Origin of the sequence: Staphylococcus sp. NAM3COL9, from assembly GCF_001431205.1 — a bacterium.
GTDB lineage: Bacteria > Bacillota > Bacilli > Staphylococcales > Staphylococcaceae > Staphylococcus.
Genome location: NZ_LGPC01000006.1, coordinates 24,141 through 40,833, shown reverse-complemented (window position 1 = coordinate 40,833; position 16,693 = coordinate 24,141). Strand labels below are relative to the sequence as shown.

The 16,693-nt window shown below is 34.0% G+C and carries 13 protein-coding genes; 8 read left to right on the top strand and 5 right to left on the bottom strand.

The genetic code is table 11. The features are described from left to right. Positions 1-3: 3 nt before the first annotated feature. The 5 genes from fdrA to ACA31_RS01320 all read left to right on the top strand — a co-directional run bounded on the left by fdrA (position 4) and on the right by ACA31_RS01320 (position 6,218). The gene (fdrA, locus tag ACA31_RS01340) at positions 4-1,764 is read left to right on the top strand and encodes an acyl-CoA synthetase FdrA (RefSeq protein ID WP_057511592.1); all 1,761 of its coding nucleotides are present in this window, start codon (positions 4-6) and stop codon (positions 1,762-1,764) included. Between the two features lies 1 nt (position 1,765). Then, the gene (locus tag ACA31_RS01335) at positions 1,766-3,031 is read left to right on the top strand and encodes a DUF1116 domain-containing protein (protein WP_057511591.1); all 1,266 of its coding nucleotides are present in this window, start codon (positions 1,766-1,768) and stop codon (positions 3,029-3,031) included. Continuing rightward, positions 3,028-3,819: a DUF2877 domain-containing protein gene (locus ACA31_RS01330; protein WP_057511590.1), complete on the top strand. Its 792-nt coding sequence runs from the start codon at positions 3,028-3,030 to the stop codon at positions 3,817-3,819. Before ACA31_RS01335 ends, ACA31_RS01330 begins: the two co-directional genes overlap by 4 nt. Continuing rightward, the gene (arcC, locus tag ACA31_RS01325; protein ID WP_057511589.1) at positions 3,812-4,771 is read left to right on the top strand and encodes a carbamate kinase; all 960 of its coding nucleotides are present in this window, start codon (positions 3,812-3,814) and stop codon (positions 4,769-4,771) included. Before ACA31_RS01330 ends, arcC begins: the two co-directional genes overlap by 8 nt. Before the next feature lie 235 nt (positions 4,772-5,006). Continuing rightward, positions 5,007-6,218 carry a CynX/NimT family MFS transporter gene (locus ACA31_RS01320; protein WP_057511588.1) on the top strand — a complete coding sequence of 404 codons (1,212 nt, stop codon included), beginning with the start codon at positions 5,007-5,009 and terminating at the stop codon, positions 6,216-6,218. Positions 6,219-6,496: 278 nt separating this feature from the next. Here the strand turns inward: ACA31_RS01320 and ACA31_RS01315 are convergent, their stop codons facing one another. Both ACA31_RS01315 and ACA31_RS01310 read right to left on the bottom strand, forming a co-directional pair. Further along, the gene (locus ACA31_RS01315) at positions 6,497-7,708 is read right to left on the bottom strand and encodes a pyridoxal-phosphate-dependent aminotransferase family protein (protein WP_057511587.1); all 1,212 of its coding nucleotides are present in this window, start codon (positions 7,706-7,708) and stop codon (positions 6,497-6,499) included. 74 nt (positions 7,709-7,782) lie between these two features. Then, a complete protein-coding gene (locus ACA31_RS01310; protein WP_057511586.1) occupies positions 7,783-8,517 on the bottom strand; it encodes a poly-gamma-glutamate hydrolase family protein in 735 nt (244 codons plus the stop codon). A 310-nt stretch (positions 8,518-8,827) separates the two neighbouring features. Here ACA31_RS01310 and ACA31_RS01305 point away from each other — a divergent pair, with 310 nt between their 5' ends. Next, positions 8,828-9,361, top strand: a complete 534-nt coding sequence (locus ACA31_RS01305; RefSeq protein WP_057511585.1) for a hypothetical protein — start codon at positions 8,828-8,830, stop codon at positions 9,359-9,361. 187 nt (positions 9,362-9,548) lie between these two features. Beyond that, positions 9,549-10,286, top strand: a complete 738-nt coding sequence (locus ACA31_RS01300; protein ID WP_057511584.1) for an alpha/beta hydrolase — start codon at positions 9,549-9,551, stop codon at positions 10,284-10,286. 131 nt (positions 10,287-10,417) lie between these two features. Here ACA31_RS01300 and ACA31_RS01295 read toward each other — a convergent pair whose 3' ends face one another. Further along, complete coding sequence (locus ACA31_RS01295) at positions 10,418-10,789, bottom strand: iron chaperone (RefSeq protein WP_057511583.1); 372 nt, start codon at positions 10,787-10,789, stop codon at positions 10,418-10,420. A gap of 165 nt (positions 10,790-10,954) precedes the next feature. After that, positions 10,955-12,259 (bottom strand): branched-chain amino acid transport system II carrier protein, encoded by a 1,305-nt coding sequence (gene brnQ, locus ACA31_RS01290; protein ID WP_057511582.1) that lies wholly within the window; start codon positions 12,257-12,259, stop codon positions 10,955-10,957. A 297-nt stretch (positions 12,260-12,556) separates the two neighbouring features. Here brnQ and ACA31_RS01285 point away from each other — a divergent pair, with 297 nt between their 5' ends. After that, entirely contained in the window at positions 12,557-13,888 is a 1,332-nt protein-coding gene (locus tag ACA31_RS01285) for a sodium-dependent transporter (RefSeq protein WP_172793144.1), read from the top strand. 659 nt (positions 13,889-14,547) lie between these two features. On the opposite strand, the gene ilvD is transcribed toward ACA31_RS01285, so the two are convergent. After that, positions 14,548-16,248 (bottom strand): dihydroxy-acid dehydratase, encoded by a 1,701-nt coding sequence (ilvD, locus tag ACA31_RS01280; protein WP_057511580.1) that lies wholly within the window; start codon positions 16,246-16,248, stop codon positions 14,548-14,550. Positions 16,249-16,693 lie beyond the last annotated feature (445 nt).

Here is a 16,693-nt window from a genome sequence, read left to right as displayed (position 1 = left end):
AATATGTTATACACAATAATAAAAGAAAACACGTATCAAGATTCAATTGTATTAATGTTATTATCAAATAAATTATCTGCTATAGATGGTGTGAATCAAGTATCAATTATGATGGGCACACCTGCTAACAAAGATATATTTAAATCATCTGGTTTAGGAACATCAGAATTAGAAGATGCAAAACCAAATGATATTGTCATCGTTGTGGATACAGAGGATGAAGCTAAAGTAAAAGAAGTTAATGCAGAAGTTGAAGCAGAATTAAAAGGTGAAAATGATAGCGATGCAAAATCACAAAAACAAGATGAAGCTTCAAATTGGAAGCGTGCTTTAGAATTGGCCAATAATCCTAATCTTGCACTTATTTCAATTCCTGGGCAGTATGCTGCAATGGAAGCTGAAAATGCTTTGAACCACAATTTAAATGTCTTTATGTTTAGTGACAATGTCGCTAAAGAAGATGAAGTACGTTTAAAAGAACTTGCGCATGATAAAGGACTATTAGTCATGGGGCCTGACTGTGGGACAGGTATTATTCATGGTTTACCACTTGCATTTACCAATACAGTAAATGAAGGTGACATCGGTGTTGTAGGAGCTTCAGGTACAGGTATTCAAGAAGTTACAACAATTATCGATAGAGAAGGTAAAGGCGTAACAAATGCATTAGGTACTGGTGGACGCGATTTATCAACTGAAGTTGGCGCAATCACAATGTTAGATAGCATTAAAGCTTTAAACTCAGACTCAAAAGTTAAAGTGATAACTGTGGTTTCTAAGCCACCTGCTAAAGAAGTAGAAGAGAAAGTGTTGAACGTACTACGTAATATTGATAAACCAATCGTTACTTTATTCTTAGGTTCTAAACCTACATATACTGAAGAAAACATTTATCACGCGTACACATTAGAAGAAGCAGCACGTGTTTCTGTGCAACTTTCAAATGACGAAACACCGCATTTTAAACCAAAATTCAAAGAAGGTGTTTCGGTGAATTTAACTGCACAACAAAATGGTGTCAAAGGTTACTATTCTGGAGGTACATTAGCATCTGAAGCAGCTATGTTAGTGAAAGATACTTTAGGTGATGATTCTAATGGTGAAATACCAGAAGGCTTTTCATATAAAGGTGGTAATCATGAAATCATTGATTTAGGTGATGATATCTATACACAAGGTAGACCACATCCAATGATTGATCCGTCAAAACGTATCGAGATGTTAGAAACGTCATCAGATGATCCATCTACAGCAGTAATCATGTTAGATAACGTTATTGGCTATGGTAGTCACGATGATATGGCGAGTGAACTAGCACCAACGATTAAAGGTATTCTTCAAAAAGTACAAGAAGAAGGACGTTCTTTAGCGGTATTAACAACTATAGTTGGTACAGAACATGATTATCAAGATTATCAAGCACAAATCAATACTTTAGAAATGGCTGGAGCCATAGTTTGTGAAACAAATGATCAAATGGTTCGTACGGCGTTAAACATTATTGGCAGTACTGTCACTCAACCAAGTCGTGAAACTAAAACTTTTGAAGTAGAGAAAGTAGATTTAACTGTTGATGAAAAAGTGATGAATTTAATTAATATGACACCAAGTGTAATTAACATTGGTCTACAAAGCTTTACAGCAGCAATTCAAGACAGTGGTGCAGAAGTTGTACAGTTTAACTGGCGTCCAATTGCGGGTGGCGACGAAAAATTAATGAAAATACTTCAATATTTAAATAACTTCGAAGGAGAGACAGTATAACATGGCTTATAAAACAATAGATGAAGCAAACCAAGCAGTTATAGATAAAATGATTGCTGCAGCACCATTTTTAGTAGATGTAGTTCCTGCGAAATCTAAAATTCCTGAACTTACAGATCACGTACTATTACATGCTGGACCACCAATTCAATATGAAAATATGACAGACCCAATGCAAGGTTCTTGTATAGGTGCCATTCTTTTTGAAGGATGGGCAAGCAATGAGGAAGACGCACGTGCATTATTAAAAAATGGCAAAATTAACTTTATTCCTTGTCATCATGTTAAAGCAGTTGGTCCAATGGGCGGTATAACTTCAGCAAACATGCCAGTTTTAGTAGTAGAAAATAGAGAAACTGGTAATGAAGCTTACTGTCAAATGAACGAAGGTATCGGTGCGGTGTTACGTTTTGGCGCTTACAATAAAACAGTAGTTAATCGTTTACATTGGATGAAAGATGTATTAAGTCCTGTACTTAGCAAAGCGCTAAAACAAATGGGTGATGGTTTAAACGTTAACGTTCTTATAGCGAAAGCAATTGCGATGGGAGACGAATTCCATCAACGTAATATTGCTGCTTCATTAGCATTTTTAAAAGAAGTGACACCAATTATCTCTTCATTAGAAGATGTAGAAGCAGAAAAACGTACGGAAGTACTACAATTCTTAGCAGATACAGATCAGTTCTTTCTTAATGTTGCTATGGCTACAGGTAAAGCAATGATGGATGCTGCTCGCCAAATCGAACATGGTACGGTTGTTACAGCGCTATGTCGTAATGGTGAAAACTTCGGTGTCCGCATCGCTGGGATGGGTGATCAATGGTTTACTGCACCAGTAAATACACCACAAGGATTGTATTTCACAGGTTATTCTGCAGATGATGCGAATACAGATATTGGTGACTCTGCGATTACTGAAACAATCGGTGTAGGTGGTATGGCAATGATTGCTGCACCTGCAGTAACAAGATTCATTGGTACAGGTGGATTTGATGACGCTCTAGAAATCAGTAATGAAATGACTGAAATTTGTATCGGTGAAAATCCTAACTTTGCAATTCCTACATGGAATTTCAGAGGTACATGTTTAGGCATAGACGCGCGTAAAGTTGTGGAAACAGGTATTACACCAGTTATCAATACAGGTATTGCGCATAAAATTGCAGGCTACGGCCAAATTGGTGCTGGTACTGTACACCCACCAATAGAATGTTTTGAAAAAGCTATTTCAGCATACGCTGAAAAATTAGGGTTTAAAGCGTGATTTTTCAAGCCAGTACTGTTGGAGAGATTGCCCAGGAAATACTAGAACATCGTCAAATATTTTATGTGCATAGTATTTTTAAAAAAGGATTTAATATTGTAAATGGTGATCAGACAATTATATTTATAGGCAGTGATGACAATGGGACTTTTCCCTTTGGTATCACTGTAGATCATCAGACTAGAAGTCAACTTTTAGCAAATATTACTTTGAATCAACAAATTAAAGTAACTGCAAATGCAATTTTCATTAATGATGAATGTCAGTTAGTTTGGCGGAATCAACCGTTACATACAAGTAGCGTTGAATCTGAAATTGATTTGGCATTATTGATTCGTAATATAACAACATATAACTTTTCAGAGTATGACCAGGGTGATTTCTCCTATTTAAAAATGCAGCAAATCATTAATGTGTTAAAACAAGATGATAAAGCGGTGGTTGAATCATCATTGCGCTATTTAATCGGTAGAGGGCAAGGATTAACGCCTTCTGGTGATGATATCTTAACTGGCACACTATTTGTGCATTTCATGAATCCTTTTATACTTGATCAAAATTTAGAAATCATACAGCAATTAATTAAAGAACCATTAACTACATTAGTTGCTACGACATTTTTAAAGAGTGCCTTAAAAGGGTTGTTTAGTTCGAAAATATTAGTGTTGCAACATAAACCAACCGTGTATCATATGAATCAACTATTAAAAGTAGGGTCATCATCTGGGAAAGATACATTGTACGGCATATTTGTAGCATCAACCTTAAGGAGTGGAACGTATGAGTAAGCGTGTTGTATTAGCTTTAGGTGGGAACGCGATTCTTCAACCAAAGCAAGAAGCGACATACGAAAATCAATATAATAACGTATATTCAGCTACAAGAAAAATGGCTGAATTAAAAGCGCAAGGTTACAATATCGTGGTTACACATGGTAATGGGCCACAAGTAGGAAATATTATTGCTCAAAACGAAGCAGCAAAAAATATTGTTGAACCTTTGCCAATTAATGCTTGTAATGCAGAATCACAAGGTTTTATAGGGTATATGATGGAAGAATCATTAAAAAATCATTTGAAATCTTTAAATATTGATAGTAATGTAGTAACGTTATTGACAATGGTAGAAGTAGATAAAAATGATTCGGCATTTAGTAATCCAACTAAGCCGATCGGTGTATTCTTTAACGAATTAGAAGCAAAACGATTAGAAGAAACGCATGGTTTTGTAATGGTGGAAGATGCAGGTAGAGGGTACCGTCGTGTCGTTCCTTCTCCAGAACCATTAGTCATTCATGGTGTTGAGCAAATCAAATCACTGATTGATCAAGCAGTAGTAATTTCTTCAGGTGGTGGTGGTATTCCTGTCTATAAAGATGACAATGGCAATATCCACGGTGTGGAAGCAGTTATCGATAAAGATCGTTCAGGTTTGAAATTAGCAGAACAAGTTAGTGCAGATACTTTTGTAATGTTAACAGATGTTCCAAATGTATGTGTTAACTTTGGAAAATCAAATGAAGAGAAATTAAAAACAATTTCTGTTGAGAAAGCCCAACAATACGTTGATGAAGGACAATTCCCCGCAGGAAGTATGCTGCCTAAAATCGAAGCAGCAATTCAATTTGCTGAAATGGGTAAAGAATCTATTATTTGTTCATTAGATGATGCTATCGATGCTTTAGCAGGAAATGCAGGAACACGAATTTTGTTAGAGCCATCAACAGAAGCAGTTAACTAATAATAAAAGTAACGTGCGAAAATGAAAACATAAATAAAATGGTATATGCTTCTTGAGTGGGGAAACATATAGAACACAGTAGGTGACTGACTATTAAATGTGTTTGTATACAAGCGGTTTAATAATTTAGTCCTCTTTGCAGAGGCGGGAGTATGAAATCTTATTTAAAAGTTAGGTTTTTGTTCCGCTTCTCATTTTTTTATTATAAAAAGAAGTTTAAGAAAGGTGGTATAAGATGACTGACCCCTATAGCATAAATAAAGTTAATAATAATTGGGGTGTGATATTAGCAATCGTTTTTATTGCTTCTACTTTACGTGCACCACTGACTTCGGTTGGTCCTGTAGTTGATGAGATTAAACAGGTTATGGAAATCAATAACAGTGTTGCTGGCATCTTAACTACGATACCGCTGATTATCTTTGCAATTGTTTCACCATTCGTTTCAAAAGTAACTTCTCGATTAACAATGTCTCGTACGATATTGTATTCTACGATACTACTCATTATTGCACTATATTTACGTGTTGCAGGAGATTTCACTTTATTTTTAATTGGAACGCTCATTCTTGGTATCGCTATTGCCTTTGGTAATGTAGTGTTACCGAGTTATGTTAAATGGTATTTCCCTATGCAAATTGGTCTAGCTACTGGTATTTATAGTGGAACAATGAACTTTACTGCTGGATTAGGCGGGGGCTTAAGTTTTCCATTATCAGAAATTACAACTTTAGGGTTTAGATTATCTTTATCATTTTGGATTCTTTTTGCAATAATTGCTATTATTCTATGGATACCTAAATCACGAAAAGGAATTAAATTAGAAAAAGTAACAGCAGCAGAAATTCAAAAAAATAGACCGAAAAAAGTGGCTATTACTAAATCTAAATTGGCGTGGATGGTTGCGTTAACGATGGGTTTCCAATCGATGGTATTCTATACAGTTGTAGCTTGGGTCCCGTCCATACTTGTAGATAGAGGATTGGATCCATCAACGGCAGGTTATTTATTGATGTTAAATCAATTTTCTCAAGTGCCGATGACTTTTACATTTCCAATAATTGCATCTAAATTGAAAGATCAACGTATATTAGTAGTGATTATTACAGTACTATTCTTAGTGGGCTTCAGCCTATTCTTTACGCAATCATTAGTACTACTTATTATTGGTATCATCATTGCTGGTTTAGCGATGGGTGCATGTTTCAGTTTATGTATGACATTCTTCTCTATTAGAGCGCGTACAAGTGATGGAAGTATTTCATTATCTGGTTTTGGTCAATCTATAGGTTATTTAATTGCTGCAGTTGGACCATTCTTGATTGGCTATCTTCATGATGCTACAGGAAGTTGGGACTCAGGTATTATTTCATTGATTGTCATGTCAGTATTATTCTTTATTTTTGGTTACCCAGCCGCTAAAAGTAGAGTGGTTGAAGATGATTAATTTTAAATAGAGCAGTCGTCGGTGCAAATCAATGACTTACATTAAACAGATAAAAAGACATGTATGATAAAGTGGTTAAGGTGTGTCAACGAAGATTTAAAATTTTGCGATACAATTAAAAATCAATATCATTGCATAGCTAAAAATTTAAAAAAAGATAGAGAAATGCTTAAAATAAAAATAAACCAAGTGCTAAAAATAGCACTTGGTTTATTTTTATGTTTATGAAATGTTTAAGTCACAAATTTCTTGAATGTTAACCTTCGTAAGTTCTAGTTTTATGAATAATACGTTAATAGTGTATCGATGGCTTTTTCTGAATTTAGATTTTGTACGCCTTGATGTGCCAGATAAAGTGAAAATATAGATAAAAACGTTAGAATATTTTGTTTTTCAATAGCATAACCCATAATACCGATTCTCCAAATTTTGCCTTGAAGTTCACCGAATGAGCCTGCAATTTCAATACCATAATTTTTTAATAGGCCTTCTCTAAATTTATTATCATCAATGCCTTCTGGTATATTTACGCAAATGATCATTTTCATTTCATTTGTTTCGTCACCAAATATTTCTAAACCTAATACTTTTAATGCGGATTTCAAGCCTTCTTGGTGATATGCATGACGTTTGGCACGGACTTCGATACCTTCTGTTAATGCTAATTTTAAGCCTGTGTATAATGCGTAAATAGACGTAGTTGATTCTGTATGGTGGTTTAATCGTTTAGGACTCCAATAATCTTGCAATTGTGTTAAGTCTAAATAATTACTGCGTATAAAAGTATCTTGTTCAGTATTTTCATTTGAACGAATACCTAGTTCGACACGCTTACGCTTGTTGATTTCATCACTAAATCTTTTGTTAAATGTAATTGGTGTAATGCCTGAAGGGATAGATAAACATTTTTGAGCGCCACCAATGACAGAATCAAGTTCCCACTCATCCACTGGGATAACCATACCTTGATATGTTGCTACTGCATCAACTACTGAATAAATACCACGTTCTTTACAAGCGCGACCAAGCTGATCAATCGGTTGTAAGCGACCAGTAGAAGTTTCACCATGTACAATTGCAAGTACTTTCGGTTTCACGGTGTCTAAAGCGGCTATAATTTCTGCTTGATCAAAAACTTCACCCACCGGTTTTTGAATATTATGTACGATGCCGCCTGCACGAGTGACAAGTTCAGTGAATAAGTAGCCAAATCTACCAATAATTGGTACAAGTATCGTATCTCCTGGTTTGACGATACTTGCGATTACCGCCTCTAACCCAGCACGACTTGTACCATCGATAGGAAATGACCATTTATTATTTGTTAAAAAGGATTTTCTAATGAGTTCCATAGTTTTATTCATAATGTCTATAAATTCATAATCAAATTGACCTAAAATTGAATTAGACATTGCTTGAGACACACGAGGATCTACACTCACGGGGCCAGGGGTCATAATTAATCTTTTGTTTACTTTCAAATCATCCATATTATTAACCTCATTTTCTATAAATTATGTCAATATATATTATATTCTAATAAATAATTTTAGCATATGAAAAATTATTCTTGTTCATGTATTGCTGTTTGTATTGCTTGAGCAAAGTCATACATTTCAAGGCTCCAATTACTTTGATCTTGCCTAGAATTCATAGTTAAATCTAGGTCGTTAAAAAAGGATTGTCGTAATCCAGTCGTTAATTCTAACTGTACACCTGCATTTTTATTATTTTTATTGGCAATATTTTCGTCAGCTTCACCTTCTAAATGACTAGGCGATGTTTGTACGTCGAAATCTTTAATCTCTAATTGTTCTTCAATAGACGCTTTTAAGTCATCATCTTTGCCACCAATATAAACGATAGGTGCATCGCCATTTGCACCATGAATCATGACGGAATTTGATACTTGTTGTTGCATATCTTCTATAATAGGTTCATCAAAGTTAACTGAAGTTACATGTAAACTTGCGTTGTTCGTTGAACGAATGCCTTGGAAGCTATAGTAATTATAGGCCCCCATAGCAGCAGTTAGTTTTGCTACTTCGGTAGTTCCAGGTTCGATATTACCTCCATGTATTGCTGCAATAAGGGCGCTGCTCTTGTTGTTTTTATAAGCTATTTCCCAGTCATTACCTTCTTCAGTATCCGCCATAAGTTCAGTCATTGAGGTGTATAAATCATTGGCGTAAATCGCTTTAGGAGATAAAGTTAGATAAAAGAAAAAAGTTAAAAAGCATACAGTAGAAAGTGTAGTTATCTTTAAAAATGAGATGGCTCTTTGATTTGAACTATACATATGACAACTCCTATGGATGTTAAATAATATTTTATAAATATAATATTATCATACAATTGTAAACGCTAAAAACATTTATAAAATTTAAAATATATATTGGCTTGTAAAAAGTAAAGGTTCATTGTATAATAAGTTATCATGCCCAAGGGCATGATAACTAGAGGCAGGTCTGTAATATGCCCTTGGGCATGTTAACAGACTTCCTCTTAGTTACGAGCTGCCTTTTGGTGGCTCGTTATTTTTTTGAGTTTAAAATATGTTATAATGCATATCCTGCCTCTTAAATAAAAAACAATGGAGGTTTACAATTATGATAAATATTATTTCGGCGATTGGCTCACTTGGTACATTTATAATGGCACTATTTTACTTTATCTCAGTCAGTGTGCAATTGTACCAAATGAAAATCAGTTTTTTACCGGCGCTCGGTTTTAATCAAATCCTGATTACTAGAGACCATGACGAATTAAAATTAAGAAATACTGCTATTGATGGTGACGAAGATCAAGATTTTTTGAAATTATATAACTTAGGTGGCGGTGCTGCTAAAAATATAAAAATCGAAATCTATCTTGGTAATCAAGATATCTTGCAAACAAAATATGTTAATATTTTACCTAGTAAAGAAGGTTATTTGTTACCGATTAATAAAGATGTTTATTCGGAAATTGAAAGTACAATTAAGAATAACGGCTATGAATCTGATTTAAATGTGAGAATAACTTATCAGCATAATGTAAGTAGAAAAACACAAGAAATACATTTAAACGGTAAAATTGGTACTTTTAATGCATATGATGAAAAAGCAATATATGAATTACAATTCTTTGATATGAACCAATAATTAAAAGCTAAGAGAAGTTATAAATGTTAATGAATTATTAATATATCCCCTTCAAAAGTTACACGAAAGTGTGTCGGACTTTGAAGGGGATAATTGTTTATAAGAAGAGGGTTAGTTTATATGCTTTGTACGCTTTATGAATTTGAATTACAATAAATAATGAATCTAAATTTTGGAGTGACAAAAGATGATAAATGTTAAGGCACCAAACCCAATATTTTTGGAAAATAATGAAGCGGAACGGGCTATATTGTTATTACATTCATTCACAGGTACGGTACGCGATGTGAAATTATTAGCTACTAAATTACATAAAGCGGGTTTCACATGTTATGTTCCCGCATACAAAGGTCATGGTTTAATGTTAGATGCGTTGATGGCCTATGATATTGAAGATTGGTGGCAAGATGTATTAGATGGTTATCAATTTTTACAGGATAAAGGTTATTCAAGTATTAGTGTTTGTGGTATATCATTAGGTGGTATATTATCGCTCAAATTGGCAGAACATCAATCTATAGATGCAATAGCTATTATGTCTACACCATATCGAAAAAGTGATGCCGGTCTCTCAGGTAGATTAACCTATTATGGTCAACGTATGGGAGCGCTGATTGGCTTAGAACAATCTGAGGTAGCGCAACAAATTGAAAATATTGATCGTTATGCACTAGGACTTGATAAGTTTCAAATCGTAGTTGAAGATGTGATGTCAAAATTAGACCAAATAACTGCGCCCATTGTTATCAAATATGGTGAACAAGATGATGATGCTTATGAAACGAGCGCGCATTATATCTATGATCGTATTACACATGAACAAAAAGAAGTGCAAGGTTATGGGCCATCCAAACACTTAATGACTTATGGTGAAGGCCATATAGAAGTAGAACAAGATGTTATTGCATTTTTCGAAGATTATTAAATGTTAAGCAAGAAAAAATGTTGAGATATAAGCTCTAGATAAATAAAATGATGGCTTCTACTGAAATATAGTAGAAGCCATCATTTTTTACATATTTAGCTATGACTTTGAGGCAAAAATGAAATTAAATTTTAAGTTCTCCAAAATGTTGAACAACTGGCCTTATCATCAATGTTGAATTGAATCATGCCTTTCAACAATGTGTAATCGACCTCTTGGTTCCATTTTATTCGAAATAGATTGTTCGTTTGTGAGTACCCAGCAATAGCTATATGTTCGCTAAATTCAGTCATGCCCTTCGTTTCAGGTGCAATTGAAAAGTGTTGTTTTGCTTTACTAAAACCAAGAATAAAAGTACCGTGATCTGTGAACATAGGCTGGTTCCATTTTATGGTTGTTTCGAGATTAGGAAATGTTTCCGAAATCCAATTAAAAATATCAACCATTGTTTCTTTGTGTTTATCATTATCTATAGTTTGTAAAAAATCATTGAAATTATCCATACAACATGCCATCCCCTTATAAAAATATAACCAAAATAAATTTGTTTTCTTAATCTCCATTTTAGTAAAACTACTCATGACAAACGATCATACAGCGAAATAAGAAAAGTCTAGACAAGGAAATTAAATTTATATCCCGTTCGCTTGTATAGAAACACAATGGATTTATAACGATTTTGCTGGTTTGTTTTTTAAGAAAAAATCTATGATCAATCCAACGATAAGCAAGATTATAAATGGTATGAGCCAACTTAATTGAATATCAGAGAGTGGTAACAATTGATATAACGCATTCAGTGGTTGGAATAATTTGAAATCATTGAGTATCTGTAATACCGAAATAATTAAAGTCACGATAGTAGGGATGATAAACGCAAATTTCATTTCAAATGGAATGAAAATACTTACTAATGAAATGAGCACCAATACTATGGATGTTGGATATATAAACGTTAACAATGGTACTGCAATTTGTAATATCAGTTCTAAACCTAACGTTGAAACTAAAAAGCCTAATAATGAAAAGATAAGCACGAAAATTTTATATGATATTTTCGGTATTTTTTTCATCGCAAAGGCCGCACATGCATTTACTAATCCGACACAAGTAGTTAAGCAAGCCAATATAACGATGACGCCAAACAATAGATTACCGAATGAACCAAATACACGTAGCGAATTAAATGTTAAGATTCCAGTGCCATCTTTGAAGCCAGCTTGAGTGGTTGTAGCACCTACATAAGCCAGTGCAAAATAGATGACTAATAGTAAAATAGCAGAGATCAAACCAGATTTAATTACGTTTTTAACGAGTGTTTTTTGATCGGTGACGCCATTCATTTTGAAGCTTTGCACGATCACAACAGAAAAGGCGAGCGCAGCCACAAGGTCCATCGTGAAGTACCCCTCTAAAACCCCTGATACGAGTGGAGTTTGTGCATAATCACCACTTGCTTGGCCAATTGAACCTTCTGGATTTATGATTACTAAAATACATAAAATAGCTATAATAAGTATTAAAATTGGTGTTAGATATTTACCTAAATTATCTATAATACGATTTGGATATAATGCGATAAAATAAACAACTAGGAAAAATATGACTGAAAATACGATTAATGTAAAATGGTTATGTACTGGTAGAACATGATTTGTTCCAATTTCGTATGCAACGTTTGCAGCACGCGGGATACCATATAATGCCCCGATAGATAAATAAATTAAGATAGCAAAGATTGTCCCAAAAATAGGGTGAACTTTGTTACCGATACTTTCAACACCGCCATTCATATAAGCTACGACGATTACAGTAAGATAAGGCAATAAGATGCCTGTTATAGCGAATCCAGTCATAGAAATCCACATGTTTTCTTGAGCTGTATAACCTAACATAGGTGGAAATATTAAATTTCCGGCTCCAAAGAAAAATGAGAATAACATTAGACCAGAAATTAAGATGAGTCTGTTCATTTCTAATACCTCGATTTAAAGGAAATTTACTTGCACAAAACACAAGCAACTTTAACATACATTACTTATTAATTCAATAAGATGTCAGATAATTTTCAATATTAAAAGTATTGTGTTTTATAAACGTCATAAAATGTACCTTAAGACAAAACGCTTTCATGTTTTGTCTTAAGGTACATAGTGCACACTATCTAATGAAATTTATATTGAGACAATCACTGAAAAATGTTATAGTAATTCCTATATTACTAAAACGCTTTAACGCAATAAAGTTTTGTAAAATACAAAGGATGTAAAATTATGAGTAAACAATCACAATGGAAGTCATCGACGGGCTTCATTTTAGCAAGTGCTGGATCTGCTATAGGATTAGGAGCAATGTGGAAATTTCCATATATGGCTGGTGTATATGGCGGGGGCGGATTTTTATTAATGTTTTTAATATTTACGATAGTTGTGGGACTACCTCTATTAATGATGGAATTTACTGTTGGTAAGATGGGTAAGACTTATACAACTGTAATTTATGAAAAGCTAACAAAGAAAAAATGGTTGAACGTTATCGGATGGAACGGTAATTTAGCTGTATTCATACTATTTGGGTTTTATAGTGTGATAGGCGGTTGGATTATCATTTATATATTTAATGTTGCGCTTCAAATATTAACTCTTAATGGTGATCAATTAGGAAATATACAGTTTGAATCTATTATTAGTAATCCTTTCTTAACGATTACTGGGCAAGGCATCTTTATATTGTTAACGATGTTTATTGTGATGATGGGTGTTGAAAAAGGTTTAGAAAAAGCTTCTAAGTTTATGATGCCACTATTATTTATTTTTTTAATTGTTATTGTTATCAAATCTTTAACACTTGAAGGATCATTTGAAGGACTAAAATATATTTTACAACCACGCCTAGAAGATATTTCTATGGAGGGTGTTTTATTTGCACTTGGCCAATCCTTCTTCACATTATCCTTAGGAACAACGGGCATGATTACGTACGCGAGCTATGCTTCAAAAGAAATGACTATTAAGACTTCAGCAATTTCTATTGTAGCGATGAATATACTAGTTTCAATTTTGGCAGGTTTAGCTATATTTCCTGCGATTTCGGCATTCGGCTACAGTCCAACAGAAGGGCCTGGGCTACTTTTTAAAGTATTACCAAAGGTATTTGATCAAATGGCATATGGACAAGGGTTTTACCTAATCTTTTTAATCTTGTTCTTATTTGCAGCACTTACTTCTTCAATTTCACTATTAGAATTGAACGTTTCGAACTTCACAAAAAATGATAATTCAAAGCGTAAACCAGTTGCATTTTACGTAAGTATATTAGTGTTCATAATTAGTATTCCCGCCACACTATCTTTTGGAAGTTTAAGCGATATACAATTTGCAGCGGGTACTATTTTTGATAATATGGACTTTTTAGTTTCGAATATATTAATGCCATTGGGAGCATTAGGAACAACGCTAGTTGTTGGTCAACTATTAGATAAAAATGATTTGAAAGCACATTTTGGTAAAGATAAAATGAGATTATTTATACCTTGGTATTACTTAATTAAATTTATTTTACCTGTAGTAATTATTTTGATCTTTGTAGTGCAATTCATATAAAGTTTAACCTTTCCGAAGATCAATTCAGCGGAAAGGTTTTTTTAATAGTTATAAGATACACCTGTTTAAAACAAAGTATATTAAAAATTTTTACTAATAAAAGAGAGTCTGGGACATAATTACATGTCTCAGACTCATTTTTTACATTGGCAGTGACTGGCTGAATTGAAAATGCGCTTATATCAAGCTTTTAAAGAACTACTACTTCATTTATGAAGACAAGGCGTTCTTATCGAAGAGCTTCAGCTCTTGTAGCCTATTTTCTAGTCAGCTTTGCCGAGGCGGGACGATGAAATCTTATTAAAAAATTTAGATTTCTGTCTCGCGCGCTCTCAAATCAATTTTAGCAATTATTTGCCAGTGAATAAACCGATAATTTTTTTGACGATATCAATGATAACGCTCATATAACTCACCTCGCTTTGATTTGTTATCTTCAATTTAATATAATTGTGCTTAATTTTGTTTGGAATTTCTTATATAGTAAAAAATCATTCATAAGTGACAATCATTCAAAAAATAAAACGATAACGCATGCAAAAGTGTTTTTGGCTATTCTTTTTTTAAAACATTCAAAAAGAAAAAGCATTACCATAGAGAACAGTAAAAGTTCATTATGATAATGCTTTAGTTAAAGTGGGTGGAAATGTTTTAATATATTAGTCTGTAATAGCACCTTTAGAAGCAGAAGACACGAGTTTAGCATATTTTGCGAGTGTACCTCGTGTAGCTTTTAATGGTGGTGCTTGCCATTGTTGGCTACGACGTTCAACTTCTTCATCTGATACATCAAAGCTTATTTCAAGATTTTCAGCATCGATAGTAACCGTGTCGTTTTCTTCTAGTAAGGCCATTGGTCCGCCTACCATTGATTCGGGAGCAGCATGTCCGATTACGAGACCATGTGAACCACCTGAGAAACGACCATCTGTGACTAAAGCAACAGATTCGCCTAATCCTTTACCTACTAAAATAGATGATGCGGATAACATTTCAGGCATGCCAGGTGCACCTTTAGGACCAGCATAACGGATAATTACGACGTCACCAGGTTTAATATCGTCATTAAGAATAGCTTTTGTCGCTTTAGATTCAGAATCGAATACGCGTGCAGGTCCTTTGATGTAAGTTACGCTTAAACCTGAAATTTTAGCAACTGCGCCTTCTGGTGCAAGGTTACCTTTTAAGATAACAAGTGGTCCTGTCGCATGTTTAGGATTATCAAAATCAATAATTTCTTTATTATCAGTTAAGCCAGGTTCATTTTCTAAGTTTTCGGCAACAGTTTTACCAGTTACTGTTAAGCAGTCGCCATGGATTAAGCCATTGTCATAAAGTAATTTCATTACTCCAGGGATACCACCTGCTTCATCAAGATGTGCCATAACGTATTTACCACTTGGTCTTAAGTCAGCAATGTGTGGCACGCGTTTACGAATTCTTTCAAAATCGTCAAGTGTCAAATCTACTTCAATCGTATGTGCAATAGCCAATAAATGTAAAATAGCATTTGTAGAACCACCTAAGGCCATAACAACTGTGATTGCATTTTCAAACGCTTCTTTTGTCATGATGTCTTTAGGATAAATATCTTGTTCTAATAATTTATAAACAGCTTTTCCGGCAGCTCTACTATCTTTCATTTTATTTGTCGATACAGCTGGATGTGAAGCACTTCCAGGTAAACTCATCCCCATCGCTTCAATAGCTGAAGACATAGTGTTTGCAGTAAACATACCACCACAAGCGCCTGCTCCAGGACATGCTGCACATTCTACTTTATGTAATGCTTCTTTTTCGATTTCTCCGTTATTGTACTGACCTACGCCTTCAAATGCTGAAACTGCATCGAGGTCTTTACCATCTAATTTACCTGGCATAATCGTGCCACCAAATACGAAAACAGCAGGTAAATTAAGACGTGCAATGCCGATCATACAACCAGGCATATTCTTATCACAACCACCAATAGCTACAACGCCATCTAAATTCTCTGCACTTACTACAGATTCTATTGAATCAGCAATAACTTCACGACTCGGTAGTGAGAAACGCATGCCATCTGTGCCCATTGAAATACCGTCAGAGACAGTAATGGTATTGAAAATAAGTGGTGAGGCGCCGGCTTCACTAATACCTTGTTTAGATGCACGTGCTAAACCATCAATATGCATGTTACATGGTGTTACTTCACTCCATGTACTTGCTACACCAATCATTGGTTTTTTGAAATCTTCATCTTCAAAGCCAAGTGCACGTAGATATGAACGGTTAGGTGTACGACTTACACCTTCACTAATGACTTTACTGCGGATACGCAAATCTTTTTTCTCTTCTGTATGTTCTGTTTCTTTAGTCAAAAAATTACCCCCATTAATAAGTCTATATTGTATGAATACTCTGAAAATTTAAAATAATCAAATGTTTTGTTAGCTAAATATATTTAATATATTTCTTAATGTAATCTACATAGAATATAAAATGATTAAGAATTTAAAATCACTGCGCTACATAAGGCTGCTGAGCTATTAGTAGAGCACTTTTTAAAAAATTATACTATATACGCTAAGTAAATTGAAAAATGATATTGAATATACACAGTATCGGTATATTTCCTTCATGTCAATATTAAAATGATTTATATAAATTATCATAACATCTATTATACGAAAGCAGAATGTGAATCTTAAGTATTTATGAAACTACAACATTTTAAGATGAAGACATAAATTATTTGACTCACTACATAAAACAGTCTGTTTGTCTGAAGCGTATTATGTCGGCTAAAATATTAGTGTATAAGTA